Here is a 21,803-nt window from a genome sequence, read left to right on the forward strand (position 1 = left end):
ACGGAGTCACCCATGTCACGGCACCCGGGAACGGTCCGCCTCCTGACCGCCCTGCTCACCCTGACGGTAGGCGTCCTGGCCGGTGCGGTCGTGACGTCCTCCCCCGCGCTGGCCGCGCCGAACTTCAAGGCACCGTTCCCGTGCGGGCAGCGGTGGACCTACAGCCACCACAGCGCCGAGGTCCGCCTGGCGTTGGATTTCGTACGCGCCGACGGCGGGAGCACCGCTGGCACGCCGCAGGTCGCCTCCGCAGCCGGTGTCGCCCGCCGGTACTCGCAGCCGAGCGGCGCCGGGAACTACATCGTCATCGATCACGGTGGTGGCTGGACCACCTACTACTTCCACCTCAGCGCGTATTCCGTGCCGGACGGGGCGTACGTGCGGCAGGGCCAGCAGATCGGGGTCACCGGGAGCACCGGCAACTCGTCCGGTGCCCACATCCACTACGAGCAGCTCCACAACGGGGTCGGGCAGACCATCGTCGTCAACGGGGTGTCCCTCGCCCCGTACCCCGGCCAGTACCACCAGAAGTACCTGGTCAGCGACAACTGCGGTGCGGGGCCGGCGGTCGACCGGTATCTGGCGGGCTCGCCGACGGACTTCACCGGTGACGGCCGCGACGACGTGGTCGCCTTCACCCGAGGCTCCCTCAACGACGTGTACGTCTCCACCTCGACCGGGTCGTCGTTCGCGGGCACCTCCATCAAGTGGAACGACTTCTTCGGTCTCGACGGGGAAACCCTGCTCACCGGAGACTTCAACGGCGACGACAAGGACGACATCGTCACCTTCACCCACGGCACCCTCGCCGACGTCTACGTCGCCCTGTCCACAGGCACCAGCTTCGCCCCCTCCGGCAAATGGCACGACTGGTTCGCCCCACACGCCGAAGTTCCCGCCGTCGGCGACGTCAACGGTGACGGGCTCGACGACATCGTCACCTTCACCCACGACGCCGCCGCGGACGTCTACGTCGCCCTGTCCACCGGCACCGGCTTCACCGGCACCGCCGTCAAATGGCACGAGTACTTCTCCATCCCCGGAGAACACCCCGCCCTCGGCGACGTCAACGGCGACGGCAAGGACGACATCATCACCTTCACCCAAGGCCCCGCCACGGCATCCGACGTCATCGTCGCCCTCTCCACCGGCACCACCTTCGGCAACCCCCAGAAGTGGCACGACCTCTTCGCCGTCGGCACCGAACAACCCCGCGTCGGCGACATCAACGGCGACGGCCTCGACGACATCGTCACGTTCACCTGCGACGCCAACGCCGACGTCTACGCCGCCACCTCCACCGGCACCGCCTTCGTCGGCACCACCATCAAGTGGAACGACCACTTCTGCCTGCCCGGCGAATTCCCCTACCTCGCCGACGCCGACGGCGACGACAAGGACGACATCGTCGTCTTCACCAAGGGCGTCACCAACGACGTCTACGTGGGACTCTCCACCGGCACCACCTTCGCCCCCGGCACCAAGTGGCACGACTACTTCGGCCTCGATGGCGAAACCACCCTCTGAACCGGCGGTCCGGACGACGCCCCCCGTCCTCGACGTCGGCGCGTCAGGCGTCGCGCCGGTGGAAGGTCAGAGCGGCGAGCGCCAGCGCGGCGGCCGTCCAGGCGACCGTGGCGGCGGCGCCGCGAGGCGGATCGAGGGCGGCGGTGTCTGGTAGGTAGGCGGCGATGCCGCCGGGCCGGGCCCGCAGCAGGGGGCCGACGATGAAGTACAGGCCGAGCAGCAGGATCGCGGCGGGCACGGCACGACGGACGACGCCGGCGACCGCCGCCGCCAGCAGCGTGGTGAGTGTCAGGTACGCGGTGGCGGCCGGTGTCCACGTGGCGCCGCCCGCCGGCAGCGTGCTGGTGGCCGCCGTCACGGCGGCCACCGGAAGCGTCACGGCACCCAGCGTCAGGGCCTTCACGACGTGTAGTGGCAGGCGGCGGGGCATCGCCAGCAGGGTGGTGTGGATCTGTCCGCCCTCCTCGTACTCGGACGCGGCCGCCAGCACGCCGAGCACCAGGAAGCCGGCCTGGGTGTAGCCGAGTGGGGCCAGGGCCGCGTCACCGAGCGGCGCGTCGCGGTCGGCGTACGCGTACGCGTACGCCAGCAGCAGGGTGGCGGCCCAGGTCAGCAGCGCGGTCAGGCGCAGCGACGGCAGCGTCAACAGTTTGCGCAGCTCGGCACGGGCGACGTTCATGCGTCCCGCCGCTGGAACAGGACGGCGCCGATCGCGAGCAGCACGGCGACCCACGCCGTCATCACGAGCCCGGCGGTCAAGGGTGCGATCTCGACGGGGAAGTCCGCGTCGCGGATGAACATCTGCGCGCCGACGATGTCCGGCAGGTAGGAGGCGAGGTCGGTGATCTTGGTCAGCAGGTAGGACACCGACACGACGGTGCTGTTGATGACCAGCAGCGTCAGCGGCACGATGCCGTTGCGGGTGATCAGCGTGATCGCGTACGCCAGCAGCGCGGTCAGCGTCCAGTAGAGGATCGCGCCGGCGACCCGGGCCGGGGCGGGCGCCGGCACGTGGTCGCCGTGCAGCACCTGGGTGAGCCCCAGCGTGGCGGTTGCGGCCACCGCCGCCTGCGCGGCGACCACCAGCACGAGCGCCGCGGTCTTCGCCACGAGCAGACGTAACCGGTCCGGCACCGCCGTGAGCGTCGCGGTGAGCTGGCGGGCGCCGGGGGCGTGCTGACTGGTGGACGTGTACTCGCTGCTCACCGCGATCACGCCGAGGACCATGGGACCGATCAGTCCCACACCCAGGTCGCGCAGACCCAGGTCGGAGGTGTCGGTGAGGGTGCCGGCGGCGATCGCGCGGCGGGTGTACGGCGCGTTCAGCAGGACGATCGCCGGTGCCGTCAGCGTGCCGAGCACCAGGCCCACCCAGGCGGTGGGCAGGCCGAGCAGCTTGCGGAGTTCGGCGCGGACCCGGCTCACCACGGGCGGACCGCCTCGGTGGCGGTGAGCGCGAAGAAGGCGTCCTCGAGCGTCCGGTGGTCACCGGTGACCTCGGCGAGGCTGCCGCGCGCCACGATCCGACCCTTGTCGATCACGATGACGTCGTCGGCGATCTCAGCCAGCTCGCTCATCAGGTGGCTGGAGAGCAGGACGGTGCGACCCTGCGCCGCGCTGTTCCGGAGGAACTCGCGCATCCAGCGGATCCCGACCGGGTCGAGGCCGTTGACGGGCTCGTCCAGGACCAGCACCTCGGGGTCGCCGAGCAGCGCGGTGGCGAGCCCGAGCCGGCGGCTCATGCCGAGGGAGAAACGGCCGGCACGCTTGCGCGCGTCGCCGGTCAGGCCCACGATCTCCAGGACCTCGTCGGCGCGGGAGTCCGGCAGCCCGTTGCTGGCGGCAACCCAACGCAGGTGGGCGCGGGCCGTGCGGGCCCGGTGCGCGCCGCTGCCGTCGAGCAACGCGCCGATCGTCGTGAGTGGGCGGTCCAGTTTCCGGTACGGGCGCCCGCAGATCAGCGCGGCGCCGCTCTCCGGGCGGTCCAGGCCGAGCAGGATGCGCAGAGTCGACGTCTTGCCGGCTCCGTTCGGCCCGAGGAAGCCGGTGACGCGGCCGGGCCGGGCCTCGAAGGTGACGTCGTGCAGGATCCGCGTCCTGCTCCTGGTCTTGCTGACGCGATCGACCGTGATCATGATCCGAGTCAACCGGTTGTCCGGCCCGCACGCATCGGACCGTTCTCGGATCCCGACGGCCGGGTCGGTCCGTGGACCGTCAGACCCTGGTCTGAGACCTACAGTCGTGGTGGTGAACACCCATCCGCGCCCGTCCGGGCGGTCCCGGGTCGTGCCGGTGGTCGCCGTGGTGATCAGCGTGCTGGTGATGGCCATGTGCACGGCCGGTACGCCCCAGGGCCCGCTCGCGCTCGTGCTGCCGCCGCTGATGGTCGGCATCGCAGTGGCGGCCGCGGTGTGGGCGGTGCGGCGGTCACGCGCCGACCGGGCCGCCTACGAGTCGCGGCTGACCGCCTGGGCCGCGTCCGAGGCGGTGCTCGCCGAGCGGCTGCGGATCGCCCGCGACCTGCACGACATCGTCTCGCACGGCCTGGGTCTGATCACGGTCCGCGCGGCGGCCACCCGGCATCTACCCAAGCCCGCCGAGGTCGCGGCGGCGCTCACCGACATCGAGGACGCGAGCCGGCACGCGACGACGGAGCTGCGCCGCATGCTCACGGTCCTGCGTGAGCCGTCGACCGCCAGCCGCCGTACGCCCGTCGACAGCCTCGACGACCTGCCCGGCATCGTGCACGGCGCGTCGCTCGCCGGGCTCCGGACGCGGCTGGCGGTCGAGCCGCTCGGTGAGGTGTCGCAGGGCGTCCAGGTCGCCGTCTGCAAGGTCGTGCGAGAGGCGCTCAGCAACGCGGCGCGGTACGCGGGACCGACGGGGGTGGAGGTGCGGGTGCGCCGGGACGGACCGTTCGTGGTGGTCACGGTGGCGGACTCCGGCCCGGTCGACGGGTGGCGGGCGTCGCCGGGCGCCGGACACGGTCTGACCGGATTGCGGGAGCGGGTCGCCAGCCTCGGCGGCACGTTGTCCGCGGAGCACGTCGACGGGGGCTTCCGCCTCACCGCGCGGATCCGGGACGAGGCGACATGAGCGGCATCCGCGTGTTGTTGGCCGACGACCAGGCGCTGCTGCGGCAGAGCCTCGCCATGATCATCGACAACGAGCCGGACCTGGCCGTCGTGGGCGAGGCCGGCGACGGCGGGCACGCCGTCGCGCGCGCCCGCACGAGCCGCCCCGACGTCATCCTGATGGACGTCCGGATGCCGCACGTCGACGGCATCGAGGCCACCCGCCGCATCTGCGCCGACCCGGCGCTGTCCACCGCCCGCGTACTGGTGCTGAGCATGTTCGAACTCGACGAGTACGTCTACGACGCGCTGCGCGCGGGAGCGTCCGGTTTCCTGCTCAAGGACGCCCGCCCCGAAGAGCTGATCGACGCGATCCGCCGCACCCACCGGGGTGAGTCCCTGTTCGCGCCGTCGATCCTCACGCGGCTCGTCGCGCACTACGTCGCCGCGCCCCGCCCGGACCGGCCCACGCCGGCACTGCGGCGCCTGACCGTCCGCGAGGTCGAGGTGCTCACCCTGATCGGCGGCGGCATGTCGAACGACGAGATCGCCACCGCGCTGACGATCTCCGTGAAGACGGTGAAGACGCACATCACGCACCTGATGGCGAAGCTGGCCGCGCGGGATCGGGCGCAGCTCGTGATCGCGGCGTTCGACGCGGGGCTGGTGCGGCCGCGCCCCTGATCCGACGCGAGCTGGTCGCCGCGCCTACCCGAGGAGCTTCAGGAAGCGCGCGGACCGGGCGCAGACGTCCTCGTATCCCAGCCGCCGGTAGAGGCGGTGGGCGTCGCCTCGCTGACGGCTGCTCGTCACCTCCATCCGACGGCAGCCGAGCTCGGCCGCCCGGCTCTCGGCAGCCTCGACCAGGCGCCGCCCGATGCCCTTGCCGCGGTGCTCCTCGTCGACGACCAGCACGACGAGACGCGCCCACCGGCCCGTCAGTTCGAGGAGCGGAGCCACGTGCAGGGCCGCGACCCCGGCCAGCTCGCCGCCGACGTCGGCGCCGATGAGGACGCCGGCCGCGTCGTCGCCCCAGTAGCGCAGCCGGGCCGCCGCCTCCGGTTCCTCGGTCGGATAGCCGAGCTGGGTCAGCAGCACGGCGAGGCGAGCGGCGTCTTCCCGGCGTACCGGCCTGAGGTCACCATCCATCGACCCACTCTGCCAGCGCCGGCGTCACCGTGGCATGGACGCGTACTCCGCCTTCAGGTACGAGCGGTAGGTGATCACGGCGGGGATCGTCACGTTCAGCTTGCCCGCCGTGGTGGTCAGCATCTCCTCGTATCCCAGTAGCGTACCGGTGCGCGGATCGACGATCACCGTGTACTGGGCGGGCAGACCGTGTGCGTCGCTCGTGATGGAGAAGGCCTCACCGGCGCGTCCGGCGCGATCGGTGACGGTGCCGGCGGCGGCGATGCCGGGGAGATCGGCGAGAAGCGTGAGCACCGCGGCGCGCTGAGCCGGGTTCAGTAGCCGTATGCCCGCAAGTTGGGCGACGTCCTCCAGGTACTGCACCGGCGCCGGCGGCGCCGACGTGCCTGCTCTCAGCCAGTCGCGCAACACGCCGGCGTCCGTCGGCACCTCGCCGCGGAAGCCGCGGTAGAACTCGCCGGCCGCGTAGTCGCGCACCTCCCGCGACGAGTCGACGCGGCCACCCCACTTCTGCCACTGCCTGCGGTCGACGTCGGACCGGAATATCGGGGGTAGATCCTTCCTGACCATGCGGCCGGCGTCGTCGTCGCTCCGCCAGGACTCCCACTGCTGCGGCACCACCGCCGACGCCGTCCGCCCACCGGAGATGGAGGAATTCAGGAACCAGTTCGCCGACTCCAGATGCTCGACCGTCCCGGCCGGCCGCGGCGGCATCGGCTGCGCCGCTGCCACGGCGGCCAGACGCCGAAGCCGGACGCTGGCCGGTTCCGCGCTCGCCGGCGGACCGTAGTCCAGGAGTGCGGGGGTTGCCGCGTACGCCGGCTGCGGCTGACGGTCGATCCCGATCGCTACCGCGCCACCGGCAACCGCCACGACCCCCGCAGCGGCTGCGGCCAGCACGAATCGGCGTCGTGGGGTTGCTCGGCCAGCGGCGCCCGCGGTGCGGTCGACGGAGAGGATGCGAGCGAGATCCCGCTCGTGACGAGCGTCCTCGGCTGGCCCTGTGTTCCGGGTCGGGTCCAGGCCGCCCAACAGCTGGCGCACTTCGTCGATGGCCTTCATGTCATCCGTTCCGGTTCGACATCGAGGGCGTCGCAGGTCGCCCCGCCGCGTCGCTCGCCATGCCGAGATGCCTGCGCAGCCGACGGCGGGCCCGCATCAGCCGCATCGCGAACGTCGCCCGCGACTGGCCCAGGACTGCCGCCGCCTCGACCGGCGTCAGCCACTCCCAGGCCACCAATCGCAGGATCTCCCGGTCGCCCGGGGACAACCGGTTGAACGCGACCGCGGCGTCACGCTGGCTGACCACCGCGTCCGCGTGGTCCATCACGATCACGTGGCCCGCCTCCGCCGCAACGCGCACCGTCAACTCCTGCCACCGCCGACGGCCCCGAGCCTCGTTGGCCAGCACCAGACGCGCCACCCCGTACAGCCAGGGCAACGGCGAACCCGCCGGGACATCGGCCAGACGTCGCCACGCGACGAGGAAGACCTCGGCAACCACGTCACCGACATCGGACGCGACGATCCGCCGAGCAACGTACCGCCACACCTCGGCGTGATGACGCTCGTACAGCTCGGTGAACTGCTCCTTCGCCGCGTCCATGACACCTCCTACCTGCTTATGTCCGGCACCAGGCGAAACGTCACACTCCGAACCCCACCCGGCCGCTGCCACGGCCTCGATCAGGAAGCCGAAGCGCCTTCGGGCGTGCCGACCCGACCGTGGCGCCGTACGACCGTGGCGCAGTGCGCGTCGCAGCCCGCGCCCGCACGCTCACCCGAGCGAGTCGTCGCGCTGCGGATCTGTCCGGGACCGTGTGCCGCGCAAGCCGGCACGGATGCCCGGTGGACCTGCGGTGGACCGTCAGAGCACGCTCCGGGCGATCCGGGTGATGGCAGCCACGCTGCGGTCCACGTCCGCCTCGGTGGTCAGGTGGTTGGAGACCGAGATCCGCATGAGTCGCCGACCGCGCCAGCTCGTCGCCCCCAACCAGCAGGTGCCGTCGCCCTGCACGGCCGCGACGATCTCGTCGGTCCGCGTGTCGTCGCCGAAGCCGACCAGCACCTGGTTCAGCACCACGTCGTTGACGACCTCGAAGCCCGCGGCGCGCATCCCGTCGGCGAACCGTTCCGCGAGCGCGCAGCAGCGCTCGACGAGACCGGCGACGCCGTCACGTCCCAGTTCACGCAGCGCCGCCCAGACGGCGAACCCGCGCGAGCGGCGCGATGACTCGGCGGTGTAGTCGGCACCTCCCACCGTCGCGCCGGCGCCGGTGAGGTAGGGGGCGGAGTAGGACATGGCCGCGGCGTGCGCGTCCGGCCGCGAGGTGATCGCGAAGGCCGAGTCGTACGGCACGTTCAGCCACTTGTGGGCGTCGCAGGCCCACGAGTCCGCCAGCTCGATCCCGGCGACCAGGTGTCGCTTCGCCGGCGAGGCCGCCGCCCACAGCCCGAAGGCACCGTCCACGTGGACCCATCCCCCGTGCCGGTGGGTCAGCCGGATCGCCGCGCGCAGATCGTCGCACGCCCCCGTGTTCACGTTGCCGGCCTGGAGACACACGATGGACGGCCGGCCGCCGCCCGACGCCAGCACGCGCTCCAGGTCCGCGACGTCGATCGCGCCGTTGCGGTCGGTGCGCACCGTCGTGACGGCGTCGGTACCGATCCCGATCAGGCGCACGGAGCGGTCGATGGTGGCGTGCCGCTCCTCCCCCACCACCACCCGGATCTCCGGCGCGCCGCCGAGGCCACGACGCTCGACGTCCCAGCCCGCCTGAGCCAGGACGTGGTGGCGCGCGGTCACCAGACCGACGGTGTTGGCGGCCTGGGCGCCGGTGACGAATCCCACCGAGGCGGACGCCGGGAGGGTCAACAACTCCTTGAGCCACGCACCCGCCGCCTCCTCCGCGGCGATCCCGGCGGGCCCCAGCGCGGCGTTGAACGCGTTCTGGTCCCACCCCACGGCGAGCATGTCCGCCGCCATCGCGGCCGGCAGCGTCCCGCCCACGACGAACCCGAAGAACCGTGGCCCCGGCGAGCCCATCAGGCCCGGCTCCGCGGCCGCGACGAGCGCGGCGAGGACCTCGTCGGGCGGCGTCGGATCCGACGGCAACGGCCCGCCGAACGCCTTCCGGAGCGTGTCGAGGTCCGCCTGCGGTCGCACCGGACGGTCCGGCAGCGACGCGTGGAACGCCGCCGCGTGCTCGGCCGCCCGCACGAGGAGGGCCCGCAGGTCGGACCGGTCTCGGTGGGACTCGTCGGAGCGTTGGTTCATCGCCACTTCCCGCGTTGTCGACCGGCGCCGCACTCGTCGCGTCACCGCGGACGAGCGGTCCCAACCTACCCGCACCGGCCGCCGGCGAGCCGCTCCGGATTCTCAGCTGGTGAGGCCGACGAGGACCACCCCGAGCCCGAGGGGCACGTCGAGCGCCATGCATGCCTCGGCGAGGGATCGGGGTACGACTCGGGCGCGGACGAAGTGCACGGCGTCCCACACGGCGTGGGCGGCGAGGGTCAGCCCGGCGAGGACGAGGCCCGGTCGCGGGTCCAACGCCAGCGCGCCGAAGGCGAGGCCGCCGTAGGCCGCGAACGCGACGGTCTGGGCGATCACGGGCCGCCGCGGGGCGCCGACGACCACGGCGACGACGACGAGGGCGAGCGCGACGGCTCCCAGCGCGGCCCAGCGACCGATCCCGGCCAGTTCGCCGGCCGTGACGACGACGCTGCCGCCGAGTACGCCGGCCCACGCGACCCAGGGACGGTTCAGTGCGGCCGCGCCGAGGTAGCAGAGCACGGCCACGCCGACCGAGGTGGCCGCCGTGTCCCGGTCGGCGGCGGCGAGCAGCGCGGCGGACGCCGCGACGAGCCCGACGACGGTCGGCCAGCGGTGCAGCGCCTGGTGGGTCGAACGTCGAGCGGCGTACGGAGAGCCAGGGTGAAGGGCGTCGGTCATGCCGGTGACCCTGCCGAAGCGGAAGCGGACGGTCGAGACGCGGGCACCGCGCCGTCCGGAATCCTTGGCGGTGCGGCACAGGGACGGTGGTCAGTGGGCGGTGACCGGCGGCGTCGACGTTGCGCGGAACCGCGACGGCGGCACACCGTACTGCTGCACGAATGCCTGGCGTAGCGTCTCCACGGAGGAGAACCCGCACCTGCGGGCGATCGTGGCGAACGGCTGCCCGGTGTCCGCGAGGAGGCGGGCGGCGGCGTCGAGCCGGGTCCGGCGGACGAACTGACCGGGTGGCATGCCCAGGTGCTCGACGAAGAGGCGGTGCAACTGCCGCTCGCTGACGCCGGCGCTACGGGCCAGGGTCGCGGTGTCCAGCCTCGCGGACAGGTTCGCGTTGACGTGTGCGACGACCTCCCGGACGAGCGCGTGGTCCGGGTCGGGGGCGGTGAACACGCTCATCTGCGCCTGGGTGCCGGGCCGCTGCAGGTGGGTGACCAGCGCCCGCGCGACGGTGCGGGCCAACTGCGGCCCGTGGTCCTCGGCGACGAGGGCGAGCGTGAGGTCGAGGGCGCTCGTGACACCGGCCGAGGTGGCGATGCCGCCGTCGCGGATGTAGATCGGTCCGGGATCGACCTCGACGCCCGGGTACCGCTCGCGGAGCGCGCTGGCGTAGCGCCAGTGGGTCGTCACCCGCCGCCCGTCGAGCAGCCCCGCGGCGGCCAGCACGGTGGCTCCGGTGCATACCGACACCGTCCTGCGGGCCAGCGCGGCGAGCCGCCGTACGTGTGCCACGACCGTCTCCTCGGCCGCCGCGTCCTCGTGGCCCTCGCCGCCGGAGATGACCAGCGTGTCGATCGGTCCGGTCGTGCGTTGCAGCGACCCGCCGCTCTCGAGGCGGAGGCCCGAGTCGCACCGGACCGCCCGGCCGGCCGGTGACACCAGTTCCACCCGGTACAGCGGGCGGCCGGCGATCCGGCCGGCGAGGTCGAGTGTCGAGGTGACGCAGGCGATGTCGAGCAACTCGGAGCCGTCGTAGCCGACGACCACGACCCGTCGCGCACGATCGGACGCAGGAGCCATCGCGGGCATACATACATCCTGCCCGATCCACCGTCACCGTGTGCCCTGCCGGTCCCGACGCTTCGGGCGTGCCGGGCCGGCCAGCACGTCGCTCCCGCCCTGGGCCGCACGTGGCGTCGATCCATCCGGGCGGGTCGGCCGAGGACCGGTCGCTCCGCCGGTGGCTCGCGGCACACTACGATCGATGCCGTCGTCCCGCGTCGAGCCGTGCAGGAGCAGCAGATGACCACCGACGCCACCCTCGTCCGGATCGGCCAGGGCGTGGCGTTGCACCACCATCAGGGCCAGCGCGAGGCGGCTCGGGACCTGTTCGCGCAGATCTGGGACGAGATCGGCGGGGAGCGGGGCGATCCCTTGCACGTGTGCGTCCTCGCGCACTCGATGGCCGACGTGCAGGACGACGTCCACCAGGAGTTGGTCTGGGATCAGCGGGCGCTCGCCGCCGCCGACCTGCTCAGCGACGCCCGCGTCGCCGAGGCCGGGGTGACGCTGCCGGTGGCCGGCCTGTACCCGTCGTTGCACCTCAACCTGGCTGACTGCTACCGCAAGCTCGGCGATCTCGGCCGTGCGCGCGAGCACCTCGCGTGCGCGCAGGCGGGGATCGGCGCCCTGGGCGACGACGAGTACGGGCAGCTGATCAAGGACGGCCTGGACCGGCTGGCGCAGCAGCTGAGGTCCAGTAGGCGCGAGACCACCCGAGCAGCGAGGGTCCTCGGCCGCTGCTGTCCCCGCCCGTCGCTCGCGTCCAGCCCCGAAGCCGTCAGCCGTTGCTGTCAGCGACCGCCTTCATCAGACCGCCCGCGTACCTGCGCGTCTCGAACCGGCCGTTCGACGCGCCCGAGCATCGGTTGGGTTCCGCGCTCGCGGCCACCCAGACGCGTCCCTCCGCGTAGTCCAGACCCAGCAGGTAGGGGACCAGGGGACCCCCCATCTCGGTGCAGGACGCAGGGCCCGGATGGTCCGCCAGCGACGGCAGCGCGGCGAGTTCGCGGGCCAGGTCGTCCCGCCCGGTCGTCACGGCCACCGCCGCGGCCAGAGGCACGCTGCTGGCAGTCGAGGCGGTTCCTACCGGGACGGACCGGTACTGGCAGAGGACGGCGCTGCGTGGCGCCTCCGTCGGCACGAGGTGCTGGTCCGCACCTGACGCGGTCGGTTGGGCCGGCACCACCGGGACGATGCCACTCCGCGGAGCGGCCGACACGGTCAACAGCACGGTCGCCGGGCACTCCGCGGTCCCGCCGGCGGTGGCGTCCCTCGCGGTGGCGTTGGTCGTGGCCGCACTGGTCGTCGCGGCGCACCCGCCAGCAGCCAGAGCAAGAGCGACGGCGCCCACGACACCGATGGGGCCCGCGGACCACCGAGCGGCAGAGCGTACTCCCGACGGCGACCGCCTCGTGAATGGACTCCCCCGTGATGGCATCTTTCGATCGTAGGCCGCGTTGGTGCTCGGCGTCACCACCGACGGCTGCGGCCGCGCGACGAGGCGTGCCACGGCAGCGCCGGCGGATGTCCCGGCGGTCGGTGATCGCGCGCCCACGAGCGGGGCAGTTCCTCCGGTGGGGACGGACAAAAAAGGCCCCCGACCTGCCTGATCGGCCGCCCGGGGGCTTCTCGGTGCGCGCCCGAGGGGGCCCGAACCCCTCGTCGCGATCGTTCGTCAGGTTCGTACCGGCGGCGTCAGCACAGCAGTTCGAGCCAGTAGGCGCGGTCGTTCATGTAGCTCGGCATGTTGCCGAACCCGTACCCGGCGGTGACGGGTGTCAGGGTGAACCACTCGTCCTCGAACCTGATCTTGGCGCCGCCGGTCTGGTTGTTGTACCAGGACGAGGCGCCACCGCGCTGACCGATGGGGAACCCGTATTCCGGGAGCCGGTAGGTCTGGCATCGGTAGAAGGCGTAACCGTAGCCGCCGCGGTTGGCGTCGGCGTGGATGCACGCCCGTCCGGTCTGGCACCAACTGCCAGCAGTGTCGGCGTCCGTGACGGTGAGGACGACGCCGTCGTCGGGCCACGCGACCTGGTTCGCGGAGAGCCGGGTCGCGTCCGGGTGGGCGGCCAGGATCGCGCCGATCCGGTCCTCGGCGACGGCATTCGGCGGTGACGCCGTGGCCGGTGCCGCCGAGGCGGGTATCAGTACGAAGGTGGTGATCACGATGGACAGGGCGAGCGTGAACATGCCCCTGCCTCGCCGGCGGGGGTGTCGCTCCAACGGTGTTCACGGTGGCTCCCTTCGAGATCGGAAGGTGGTCGACAGCCGCGCGGTGGGCGGCCACGAGATCGGTGGGCGGAGTCCGCTGCCGGGTGCCGGCCGCAAGCCGGTGAGCGATCGGCTGGGCTCAGCCGTGCAGGGTGGGCCGGTAGACCAGTTCCTGGATGGAGCCGTCGAGCGTCCGGCTCTCGATCAGTTCGAGGTCGAAGTCCGCCGCGCCCTTGAAGATCGGGTCCACCCCGGTCTGACCCGTGATGACCGGGAAGATCGTCACCTGGAGTCGGTCGACGAGCCCGGCGGCCATCAGCGCCCGGTTCATCGACAGGCTGCCGTGCGAGCGTAACGGCACGTCGGACTCCTCCTTGAGCCGCGCGACGACGTCGACGGCGTCACCGCGTGCGACGGTCGCGTCCGGCCAGTCGAGCGGTCCTTCCAGCGTGGTGGACACCACCGTTGCCGGCAGGCTCGTCATCCGGGTGACCCATGGGTCGCGCATCTCGGACTCGTCGGTGCTCGATGCCAGCATCCGCGCGAACGCCCGGAACGTGGTGGCCCCGAAGACCATCCGTTGCCTCTCGCCGTACCGGGCGAGCCGGTGTGCGAGCAGTTCGGGACCTTGCTTGCCCCAGTAGCCGGTCCAGTCGCCGGTGGCGGCGCCGAAGCCGTCGAGGCTGGAGAATACGTCGAAGGTGTAGGTGGCGGTCATGAATGCCCTTCTCGGGTGCGGTGGCGTGGGGACGCGCCCCTCCGGGTCCGGCCAGGGGCAGCGACCCGATGGGAGCTCACGCCCTCGCGGTGGCCGCGTGGCGAGCAGGTGACGAGGCGGACGCGACAGCCCGGCAGAAATCCTGGACCTTCTGGCACACGAACGACTCCCGGCCGGCGTGCGACCACCAGGCGTCGGGCTCGCCTAGGGTCGGTCTCGCGGATCGTGGCCGACGGCCGCCAGCAGGTGCGCGACCAGGGGGCTCTGGTCGTTCCTGACCCAGGCGACGGCGACTCGCGTACGGGCGGTGCCGGGCTCGACCCTGCGGAACGCGACGCCCCTGAGGCGGATGCGTCGGATGCTCGCCGGGGCCAGCGAGACCCCCAGACCGGCACCCACGAGCGCGCACACCGTCTGCCACTCCACGGCGTGCTGGGCGATCCGCGGTGGGAAGCCTGCCGCGGCGCACAGGCCGGTGATCTGGTCGTACAGCTGCGGGCCGGCCGCACGGGGCAGCAGCACGAACGGCGAGTCCGCCAACTCCGCGAGCGGCACGACCCGTTGGGCGGCCAGTGGGTGGGCGGCCGGGAGCACGGCCACGAAGGGCTCGCTGAGCACCGTCCGGAATTCGAGCTCCGCGTCGACGGCGGGGGGTTCGCGCAGCAGGCCGACGTCGATGGTCTTGTCGCGCAGGGCGGTGAGCTGCGGCGCACTGGTCATCTCGCGGATGTCCAGGTGCACGCCGGGGAACCGCTGCCGGAAGGTGCGCAGCAGGTCGGGCAGGACGGTCAGGGCGAGGGAGGCCGCGAAACCGATCCGCAGCCGGCCGGCCTGGCCGCTGCCGACGGCCCGGGCCGCGGCCAGACCGTCCGCGAGGTCGGTGAGGGCCCGCCGCGCGGCGGGCAGCAGTTCGCGACCGGCCGGGGTGAGCGTGACCCGCCCTGGTTCGCGGCGGAACAGCGCGTGGCCGACCTTGTCCTCCAGGCGGCGGATCTGCTGGCTCAACGGCGGCTGGGCGATGCCCAGCCGGGCGGCCGCGCGGCCGAAGTGGAGTTCCTCGGCGAGCACGACGAACGCGTGCAGCTGTGCGAGGGGAATGTCGGGCCGCGCCATACGCCTAGAGATATCACCTCACGCCCGAGGCGGTATTGGACGTATATGCGCTGGCCACCTAGTGTTCGCCCGTGACAGAGCGACGTGCGATCCTCAGCGGCTCGACCTTCGAGGAGCAGATCGGCTACGCCCGCGCCGTGGTGGACGGCGACTGGGTGCACGTGTCGGGGACGACCGGGTTCGACTACACCACCATGACGATCTCGGACGACGTGGTGGAGCAGGCCGAGCAGTGCCTCCGCAACATCGAGGCGGCGCTCGCCGAGGCGGGGTGTACCCTCGCCGACGTGGTGCGGGTGCGCTACCTGCTGCCCGACCGGGAGGACTTCGAGCCCTGCTGGCCGGTCCTGCGCCGCGCCTTCGGCGACGTCCGGCCGGCCGCCACGATGCTCGTGTGCGGTCTCGCCGACCCTCGGATGAGGATCGAGATTGAGGCGTACGCGCGGCGGGCCGCCGTATAACAGACCGACCCGCCACGCCCGCCACGGCATCGCCGCTGCCGGTCAGTCGCGACGCCGGATGGCGGTCGGCCAGCAGCGCGTGGTCACGCCGATCGTGTTCCAGGTGTTGATCGCGATGACGAGGGTGAGGAGCGCCGCGGCGCCCTCCTCCCCGTAGGCCGCGACGACGGCGTCGACGGTGGACGCGGGCACCTTCGTGCGGGCGAGCAGGGTGACGTCCTCGGCGAAGTGGAGGGCGGCGCGCTCGGCGGCGGTGAAGAGGTTGGAGTCGGACCAGATGGCGACGGCGTCGACGCGTTGGGGCGCGACGCCGGCCCGGCGGGCGGCGCGGGCGTGCATGTCGACGCAGTAGGCGCAGCCGTTGAGCTGGGAGGCGCGCAGCCGCACCAGCTCGCGCAGGGCCGGGTCGATGCCGACCCGGTCCAGTTCGGCCGTGGCGGCCTCGTCCAGGTCGTTCACGGCGCGGGCGAAGGCGGGCACGAGTGCGTCGAAGTCGAGACGCGTGGGGATCGGGACGTACTCAGTCGCTGTCATGCCGAGAACGCTAGAGCTCGATCGCACCGGCTCCCTGGGGCAATCCGCCGGCTGAGCGCTGGGTCAATCCGCTCGCCGCCGGACACTCGCCCGGATGCTCTCCACGAGAAGCTCGATCGCCGTCTCGTACTGTCCCGGCGTCGGGCCGCCGTACCCGATCACCAGGGCGGGCCCGTGGGGTTCCCGCCCCGGGCCGAAGCGGAAGGAGCCCAGGCCCTCCAACCGCAGCCCGCGCGCGGTGGCTTCCTGTTCGACCACCTCCTCGGCAGCCCCGGCGGGCAGGGTGAGCAGGCACTGGAGGCCGGCCGCGAGACCGGTCACCTCGCAACCGGGAAGCCGGTCCGCGACGACCTCCTCCAGGCGTCGGCGACGCGACCGGTAGGTGGCGCGCAGCCGCCGGACGGTGCGGTCGTAGTCGTGGGCCTCGACGAACCTGGCGAGCGCCAGTTGGTGCAGCGCCGCCGGCTGCCCGCCGGAGAGCGCCCGCTGCTCCAGCACGTCGGGCAGCAGCCACGTGGGCAGGACCCCCCACGCCAGGCCGACGGCCGGCGCCACGGCCTTGCTGGCGGTGCCGAGGTACGCGACCCGTTCGGGCGCGAGGGACTGGAGCGCGCCGATGGCCCTCCGGTCGTAGCGGAACTCGCCGTCGTAGTCGTCCTCGATGACGAGGGCGTCGGACCGCTCCGCCCAGCCGACGAGCCAGCGGCGCCGGTCGGCGGCCAGGGGGACGCCGACGGGGAACTGGTGGGCCGGCGTGAGGAGCACCGCCGACACGTCCAGCTTCTCCAGGAGCTGGACGTCGGCGCCGTCCTCGTCGACCGCCACCGGAACGGGCGTGATCCCGGTCGAGGCGATCAGCCGTCGGTGGTGGTCGTGGCCGTACTCCTCGACGGCGATCCGGGTCGCGCCGCGCTGGCGCAGGGCTCGGCACAGGAGCACGAGCAGCTCCCCGAATCCCTGGCCGACCACGACGCGTTCACGTTCGACGGCGACGCCGCGGGTGCGGGCCAGGTACGACGTCAGCGCGCCGCGCAGCCGCGTCGTGCCGGCGGGGTCGGGATAGCCGAGTTCGGCGGTGGTGGCGTCCAGGGTCGCCTGGCGCGCCGCGGACGCCCACTCCCGGCGGGCGAACCCGGCGGTGTCCGGTATCCCGCCCCGCAGGTCGATCCAGCGACGCCGGACCGTGCGCTGGCGCAGACCCGCCTGGACGTACGACGGCGTCCGGACGGAGACCCACGTTCCCGCGCCGACCCGCGATTCCAGCCAGCCCTCGGCGGCGAGCTGCGCGTACACGTCGGCCACCGTGTTGCGGCTGATGCCGAGGTCGGCGGCGAGTGTCCGGGCCGCCGGCAACCGGGTGTCCGGGCTGAGCCTGCCGTCGAGGATGGCGGCGCGCAGCGCCGCCTCCAACGAGCGCCCGGGCCGGACGGGTGAGAGGTCGAGGTGCAGGTCCAGGCCGAGGCTCATGACGAGATCGTAGATTGCCCCAGTTGGATGCCACGAGACGGGCGCGGTGACCTGGGCCGATCGGCGGTCGCGGGCGTCGGCCCCCGCCCGACCCGGGTCGGCGTCGGAGCCGGGGGTGCACCCTTCGGCCACCGACCCGTTGGCTGGGCTTCGGGTGGTTTCCGGCCCGGGAGCCGGGCGTGCCCGCATACCATTTGCGGGTGTCCGAGCCGATTGATCGATTCTTCGACCGTCTGCCGGCGCACGCCGCCATGGTGCTCCGGGGACCGGTCCAGGGAACCCTGCGAATCGATCTCGATGTCGACCACCGGACGGAGCACTGGCTGGTGACCATGACACCGGGAGCCGTGGCCGTCACCAGGGAGAGCGCCGAAGCCGACGCCGTGTGGAAGTGCGAGCTGGACCTGTTCGCCGACCTGGTGAGCGGGCGCTCGCAGAGCATCGCGGCGGTGCTGCGCAACGAGGCGACCGTCAGCGGCGAGGTCTCCCTGTTCCTGGCCTTCCGGCGGTTCTTTCCGGAGGCCCCGGGTGCGAGGGACCCCCGTACGGTTGGCCGTGAAGCGCTCGACGGCGAATGCGATCGACCGTGACGGATCTGATCAGCATCCTGGACGGGAACACGTTCGTCGTCTCCGACGGCCGCGGCGACATCGAGGAGTCCTTCGACTACCCGATGGGGCTGTTCTCGTTCGACACCCGCTTCCTGTCCACGTGGGTCCTCACCCTCGACGGGCAGCGGCTGGGTGCGCTGTCGGTCAACGAGGAGAACTCCTACGCCACGACGTACTTCCTCGTGGCCGGGGAGCCGAGCCATTACGTGGACGCGAAGATCTCCGTCCAGCGACAGCGGGTGATCGACGGCAGTTTCGAGGAGACCCTCAGCGTGCGCAACCACGGCACCGAGGCCGCCGAGGTCACCGTACGCGTGGAGATGGCCGCCGACTTCGCGGACCTGTTCGAGATCAAGAATGCCCAGCGGAAACAAGGAACCGCGACGGCCGACACCAGCGGTGGCGCCCTGCGCTTCATCTACCGTCGGGAGAAGTTCCACCGCGAGGTGATCATCACCTCCAGTGCCGAGGCGCGCGTGGACGCGCGGGGGATGACGTTCGCGATCCGCATCGAACCGCATGGCGAGTGGCAGACGCGCCTGCGGGCCAAGGCCCGGATCATCGGCGCCAACGGCCGCGACTTCCGGGAGTCCGTGCCCCTCGGCCCCGACCGGCCCGTACCGGAGATCCGCGACGAGCGGCGCCAGTTCCTGGAGTCCGCTCCGACGCTGCGGTGCGACAGCGAGGCGCTGCTGCTGGCCTACCAGAGGGGTATCCGCGACCTCGCCGCGCCGCGATACGAGTCGATCACCCTCGGCATGCGGCTCGTGGCCGCCGGCCTGCCGTGGTTCATGACGCTGTTCGGCCGGGACAGCATATTCACCTGCCTGCAGGCCCTACCGTTCCTACCGGGAGTGGTCAAGCCGACCATCGTCATGCTCGCCGGACTGCAGGGCAGCCGCCTGGACGACTTCCGCGACGAGGAGCCCGGCAAGATCCTGCACGAGCTGCGCTACGGCGAACTCGTCGGCTTCGAGGAGCAACGCACTCCCCCTACTACGGCTCCGCCGACTCCACCCCGTTGTTCGTCGTCCTCCTCGACGAGTACGAGCGGTGGACCGGCGACGTCGACCTCGTCCGGCGGCTGGAGTTCCCGACCCGTGCGGCACTCGACTGGATCGACAACTACGGCAACATGCTCGGCACGGGATACATCTACTACAAGACCCGCAACCCGGAGACGGGACTGCTCAACCAGTGCTGGAAGGACTCGCCCGACGCCATCTCCTACCACGACGGACGCCTGCCCTGTTATCCCCTGGCCACCTGCGAACTGCAGGGCTACGCGTACGACGCGAAGATGCGCGGGGCCCGGCTCGCCCGGGAGGTCTGGGACGACCCGGCGTACGCCGAGCGGCTCGAACGCGAGGCCGCCGAGCTGAAGCAACGGTTCAACCGTGACTTCTGGATAGCCGACCGCGAGTGCTACGCCACCGCCCTGGACCGCGACGGCGGACACGTCGACTCGCTGTCGTCCAACATGGGGCACCTGCTGTGGAGCAGGATCGTCGACGAGGCCCGCGCTCCCGCCGTCGCGCGGCATCTGCTGGGGCCGGCGCTGTTCTCCGGCTGGGGCGTGCGCACGCTCGCCACCACCGAGGGCAGGTACAACCCCATCGGGTACCACGTCGGCACCGTCTGGCCCTTCGACAACTCCATCATCGCCTGGGGGCTGGCCCGCTACGGCTTCCGCCACGAGGCGGGCCAGATCGCGGCCGGGATCATCGACGCCGCCCGTGACTTCGGCGGCCGCCTCCCGGAGGCGTTCGCCGGCTTCCCCCGCGACCAGACGAACTATCCCGTCGAGTACCCCACCGCGTGCAGTCCCCAGGCGTGGTCGGCCGGGGCTCCCCTGCTGCTCCTGAGAGTCCTGCTCGGCCTGCGACCGCACGACGGGCACCTCATCATCGATCCGCACGTGCCGGAGGGATTGGGGCGGATCGAACTCCTCGACATCCCCGGCCGCTGGGGCACGATCGACGCGCTCGGCCGCGCCCGGGACTCCGTGGAGACGGGCCGGCTCCTGTCCAGCCGCGGGCTGCCGTGAGTCGAGGCCCCGCACCGGTCGGCCAGGCCGCGCGTCCCGGCTGACGGGACGCGGACCGCTGTCGTTCGGCCTCCGCGCCGCCGGCTCACCCGAGCGCGGCGCGGGCGAGGCGTTCCAGGGCCGCCGCGATGCGGTCGGCACCGATGCCGATCTCCCGCTGCCGGGCGAAGACGTCGGGCGCGAGCGGGGCCAGGAGCGGCTCGACCATCGCGTCGGGATCCGCGTGGCCCGCTTCGGCCACGAGGGCGCGGACGTGGGCTCGCCAGAACCCGTAGGCGCCGGCCTCGAACCGGGAACGGCCGACCTCGGCGCCGAGCGCCAGGTGGACGTGCCGGTCGAGCAGAGCGACCATCGCCGCGTAGAAGGCGGCCAGCCGCTCGGCCGGCGACGCACCCGGACCCAGCGGAGGTTCTCCCCGCAGGAGCGTCTCCTGGAGGTCCCGCTCGTGCGCGTCGAGCAGCGCCAGCGCGATCGACGCACGGTCCGGATACCTGCGGTACAGCGTGCCCCGGCCGACGCCCGCGGCACGCGCGATGTCGTCCATCGTCACGTGCGCGGCGCCCCTCTCGGCGTAGAGCCGGTCAGCCGCCTCGAGGATGAGCCGGCGGTTGCGGGCAGCGTCGGCACGCTCATGGTGCGGGTGCTCCACCGACTGACGCGTCACACGATCGAGCCTAGGAGCATCTGGACACGGCGTCCAGTTCTCCGTACGCTCCATAAGTGGACATTGTGTCCGGATACTTCGAGGAGGGCCAGACATGCCGAATCTGCTCCACCTGGACTCCAGCGCGCGGACCGCGTCGTTCTCACGCGACCTCGGCGCACGCTTCGCCCGTCGCTGGCGCGAGGCGTACCCGAACGGCGGCTACACCTGCCGGGACCTGACGCGGGAGCCGATCCCGCCGATCGGCGAGGCGTGGACGCAGATCTGCGACACGATGCTGGCCGAGCAGATCACCGACCCCGCGCGCTACCGCGAGGCGGTGCGTACGCCGGCCCAGCACCGGGCCTGGGACGTGGTGCAGCCGCTCCTCGACGAGCTGCTCGCGGCCGACGTCGTCCTGATCGGCGTACCGATGTACAACTTCTCGGTCCCCGCGTCCCTCAAGGCATGGATCGACCAGGTGACCTTTCCCCGGATGAACCTCGCCGGAAAGCGGTTCGTCGTGGCCGGGGCGCGCGGCGGCTCGTACGTCGAGGGCGCTCCGCGGGCTCCCTACGACCACCAGGAGCGCTACCTGCGGGACTTCCTCGCCGGGCACTTCGCGGTGCAGGACGTCCGGTTCGTCCACGCGGAGCTGACCAACGCGCGACTCGACCCGGGCCTCGCGCACCTGCGGGACCGGCACACGGCCTCCGTGACGGCCGCGCTGACGCGGATCGAGGCGATCGCCAGCGAGCTGGCAGCCGAGTTGGAGGCCGTGTCATGACCGGCTGGCCGCTCCTCATCCTCGCCGGCCTCGTCGAGATCGCCTGGTCGCAGAGCATCAAGCCCACCCACCACTTCACCCGGCCCGGCCCCACCGCGCTCTGCGTCGTGCTGGGCGTGTCGGCGGTGTACCTGCTCTCCCGGGCCATGGAGTCGCTTCCCGTCGGCACGGCGTACGCCGTCTTCACCGGCATCGGCGCCCTCGGGGCGATCGTGCTCGGCGTCGTCCTCTTCGACGACCCGGTGTCGCTCGGAAGGATCGGCGCGCTCGCGCTCATCCTGGCCGGCGTCGTCCTCGCGCGCGTGACGACCGAGGCGTGAGGCCCCGCGCGCGTGACGACCGAGGCGTGAGGACCGGGGCGTGAGGACCGGGGCCGGCGCCCAGCCCGGTGGGGCCTGGGCGTCGGACCGGTGCCGGCGCCCGCCGCACCGTCGCTCCGCGGGT

Annotated in this window: 24 protein-coding genes and 1 pseudogene; 8 read left to right on the forward strand and 17 right to left on the reverse strand. The window is 72.4% G+C overall.

Annotation, left to right across the window (positions count from 1 at the left end):
* Positions 1-12: 12 nt before the first annotated feature.
* Positions 13-1,527 carry an FG-GAP-like repeat-containing protein gene (locus D7I43_RS34225; protein WP_338041985.1) on the forward strand — a complete coding sequence of 505 codons (1,515 nt, stop codon included), beginning with the start codon at positions 13-15 and terminating at the stop codon, positions 1,525-1,527.
* A 43-nt stretch (positions 1,528-1,570) separates the two neighbouring features.
* On the opposite strand, the gene D7I43_RS01645 is transcribed toward D7I43_RS34225, so the two are convergent.
* The 3 genes from D7I43_RS01645 to D7I43_RS01655 are packed head-to-tail and all read right to left on the reverse strand — an operon-like array spanning position 1,571 to position 3,662.
* Positions 1,571-2,206, reverse strand: coding sequence for a hypothetical protein (locus D7I43_RS01645; RefSeq protein ID WP_120326531.1), 636 nt, complete (start codon positions 2,204-2,206; stop codon positions 1,571-1,573).
* Positions 2,203-2,955, reverse strand: a complete 753-nt coding sequence (locus tag D7I43_RS01650) for a hypothetical protein (protein ID WP_204985122.1) — start codon at positions 2,953-2,955, stop codon at positions 2,203-2,205. The genes D7I43_RS01645 and D7I43_RS01650 overlap by 4 nt, the downstream gene beginning before the upstream one ends.
* On the reverse strand, positions 2,949-3,662 hold the full coding sequence (locus tag D7I43_RS01655) for an ABC transporter ATP-binding protein (protein WP_120326532.1): 714 nt from the start codon (positions 3,660-3,662) through the stop codon (positions 2,949-2,951). Before D7I43_RS01655 ends, D7I43_RS01650 begins: the two co-directional genes overlap by 7 nt.
* Before the next feature lie 112 nt (positions 3,663-3,774).
* On the opposite strand from D7I43_RS01655, the gene D7I43_RS01660 reads away from it, so the two are divergent.
* Together D7I43_RS01660 and D7I43_RS01665 are read left to right on the forward strand one after the other, a co-directional pair.
* On the forward strand, positions 3,775-4,623 hold the full coding sequence (locus D7I43_RS01660; RefSeq protein WP_204985123.1) for a sensor histidine kinase: 849 nt from the start codon (positions 3,775-3,777) through the stop codon (positions 4,621-4,623).
* The gene (locus tag D7I43_RS01665) at positions 4,620-5,285 is read left to right on the forward strand and encodes a response regulator (RefSeq protein WP_120326534.1); all 666 of its coding nucleotides are present in this window, start codon (positions 4,620-4,622) and stop codon (positions 5,283-5,285) included. The genes D7I43_RS01660 and D7I43_RS01665 overlap by 4 nt, the downstream gene beginning before the upstream one ends.
* Positions 5,286-5,309: 24 nt before the next feature.
* Here D7I43_RS01665 and D7I43_RS01670 read toward each other — a convergent pair whose 3' ends face one another.
* The 11 genes from D7I43_RS01670 to D7I43_RS01715 form a co-directional block, all read right to left on the reverse strand.
* On the reverse strand, positions 5,310-5,750 hold the full coding sequence (locus D7I43_RS01670; protein WP_120326535.1) for a GNAT family N-acetyltransferase: 441 nt from the start codon (positions 5,748-5,750) through the stop codon (positions 5,310-5,312).
* 24 nt (positions 5,751-5,774) lie between these two features.
* Positions 5,775-6,812 (reverse strand): CU044_5270 family protein, encoded by a 1,038-nt coding sequence (locus D7I43_RS01675; RefSeq protein ID WP_120326536.1) that lies wholly within the window; start codon positions 6,810-6,812, stop codon positions 5,775-5,777.
* 1 nt (position 6,813) lies between these two features.
* Positions 6,814-7,356, reverse strand: coding sequence for an RNA polymerase sigma factor (locus D7I43_RS01680; RefSeq protein WP_120326537.1), 543 nt, complete (start codon positions 7,354-7,356; stop codon positions 6,814-6,816).
* Positions 7,357-7,617: 261 nt separating this feature from the next.
* Positions 7,618-9,027 carry a pyridoxal phosphate-dependent decarboxylase family protein gene (locus D7I43_RS01685; protein ID WP_120326538.1) on the reverse strand — a complete coding sequence of 470 codons (1,410 nt, stop codon included), beginning with the start codon at positions 9,025-9,027 and terminating at the stop codon, positions 7,618-7,620.
* 102 nt (positions 9,028-9,129) lie between these two features.
* Positions 9,130-9,705: a hypothetical protein gene (locus tag D7I43_RS01690; RefSeq protein ID WP_120326539.1), complete on the reverse strand. Its 576-nt coding sequence runs from the start codon at positions 9,703-9,705 to the stop codon at positions 9,130-9,132.
* A 90-nt stretch (positions 9,706-9,795) separates the two neighbouring features.
* On the reverse strand, positions 9,796-10,782 hold the full coding sequence (locus tag D7I43_RS01695; RefSeq protein WP_120326704.1) for a GlxA family transcriptional regulator: 987 nt from the start codon (positions 10,780-10,782) through the stop codon (positions 9,796-9,798).
* Between the two features lie 33 nt (positions 10,783-10,815).
* The gene (locus D7I43_RS32650; protein ID WP_158610059.1) at positions 10,816-11,361 is read right to left on the reverse strand and encodes a hypothetical protein; all 546 of its coding nucleotides are present in this window, start codon (positions 11,359-11,361) and stop codon (positions 10,816-10,818) included.
* A gap of 181 nt (positions 11,362-11,542) precedes the next feature.
* Positions 11,543-11,824 carry a hypothetical protein gene (locus D7I43_RS32655; RefSeq protein ID WP_158610060.1) on the reverse strand — a complete coding sequence of 94 codons (282 nt, stop codon included), beginning with the start codon at positions 11,822-11,824 and terminating at the stop codon, positions 11,543-11,545.
* A gap of 635 nt (positions 11,825-12,459) precedes the next feature.
* A complete protein-coding gene (locus tag D7I43_RS01705) occupies positions 12,460-12,957 on the reverse strand; it encodes a hypothetical protein (protein ID WP_120326540.1) in 498 nt (165 codons plus the stop codon).
* A 160-nt stretch (positions 12,958-13,117) separates the two neighbouring features.
* Positions 13,118-13,696: a dihydrofolate reductase family protein gene (locus tag D7I43_RS01710; RefSeq protein WP_120326541.1), complete on the reverse strand. Its 579-nt coding sequence runs from the start codon at positions 13,694-13,696 to the stop codon at positions 13,118-13,120.
* A gap of 204 nt (positions 13,697-13,900) precedes the next feature.
* Positions 13,901-14,809 carry a LysR family transcriptional regulator gene (locus tag D7I43_RS01715; protein ID WP_120326542.1) on the reverse strand — a complete coding sequence of 303 codons (909 nt, stop codon included), beginning with the start codon at positions 14,807-14,809 and terminating at the stop codon, positions 13,901-13,903.
* A gap of 71 nt (positions 14,810-14,880) precedes the next feature.
* Here D7I43_RS01715 and D7I43_RS01720 point away from each other — a divergent pair, with 71 nt between their 5' ends.
* Positions 14,881-15,270, forward strand: coding sequence for a RidA family protein (locus D7I43_RS01720; RefSeq protein ID WP_120326543.1), 390 nt, complete (start codon positions 14,881-14,883; stop codon positions 15,268-15,270).
* Between the two features lie 42 nt (positions 15,271-15,312).
* Here the strand turns inward: D7I43_RS01720 and D7I43_RS01725 are convergent, their stop codons facing one another.
* Both D7I43_RS01725 and pdxR read right to left on the reverse strand, forming a co-directional pair.
* Positions 15,313-15,804 carry a carboxymuconolactone decarboxylase family protein gene (locus D7I43_RS01725; RefSeq protein ID WP_120326544.1) on the reverse strand — a complete coding sequence of 164 codons (492 nt, stop codon included), beginning with the start codon at positions 15,802-15,804 and terminating at the stop codon, positions 15,313-15,315.
* Positions 15,805-15,867: 63 nt separating this feature from the next.
* The gene (gene pdxR / locus D7I43_RS01730) at positions 15,868-17,271 is read right to left on the reverse strand and encodes a MocR-like pyridoxine biosynthesis transcription factor PdxR (protein WP_120326545.1); all 1,404 of its coding nucleotides are present in this window, start codon (positions 17,269-17,271) and stop codon (positions 15,868-15,870) included.
* Positions 17,272-17,471: 200 nt separating this feature from the next.
* On the opposite strand from pdxR, the gene D7I43_RS01735 reads away from it, so the two are divergent.
* Positions 17,472-17,861: an SCP2 sterol-binding domain-containing protein gene (locus D7I43_RS01735; protein ID WP_120326705.1), complete on the forward strand. Its 390-nt coding sequence runs from the start codon at positions 17,472-17,474 to the stop codon at positions 17,859-17,861.
* Positions 17,846-19,929: pseudogene (locus D7I43_RS01740) on the forward strand (amylo-alpha-1,6-glucosidase). The gene D7I43_RS01735 and the pseudogene D7I43_RS01740 overlap by 16 nt, the downstream one beginning before the upstream one ends.
* Before the next feature lie 85 nt (positions 19,930-20,014).
* On the opposite strand, the gene D7I43_RS01745 reads toward D7I43_RS01740, so the two are convergent.
* Positions 20,015-20,593, reverse strand: a complete 579-nt coding sequence (locus D7I43_RS01745; protein ID WP_240032744.1) for a TetR/AcrR family transcriptional regulator — start codon at positions 20,591-20,593, stop codon at positions 20,015-20,017.
* A gap of 94 nt (positions 20,594-20,687) precedes the next feature.
* On the opposite strand from D7I43_RS01745, the gene D7I43_RS01750 reads away from it, so the two are divergent.
* Both D7I43_RS01750 and D7I43_RS01755 read left to right on the forward strand, forming a co-directional pair.
* Entirely contained in the window at positions 20,688-21,359 is a 672-nt protein-coding gene (locus D7I43_RS01750) for an FMN-dependent NADH-azoreductase (protein WP_120326547.1), read from the forward strand.
* Positions 21,356-21,679: a DMT family transporter gene (locus tag D7I43_RS01755; RefSeq protein ID WP_120326548.1), complete on the forward strand. Its 324-nt coding sequence runs from the start codon at positions 21,356-21,358 to the stop codon at positions 21,677-21,679. Before D7I43_RS01750 ends, D7I43_RS01755 begins: the two co-directional genes overlap by 4 nt.
* Positions 21,680-21,803 lie beyond the last annotated feature (124 nt).

This window comes from Micromonospora globbae (assembly GCF_003610785.1).
GTDB lineage: Bacteria > Actinomycetota > Actinomycetes > Mycobacteriales > Micromonosporaceae > Micromonospora > Micromonospora globbae.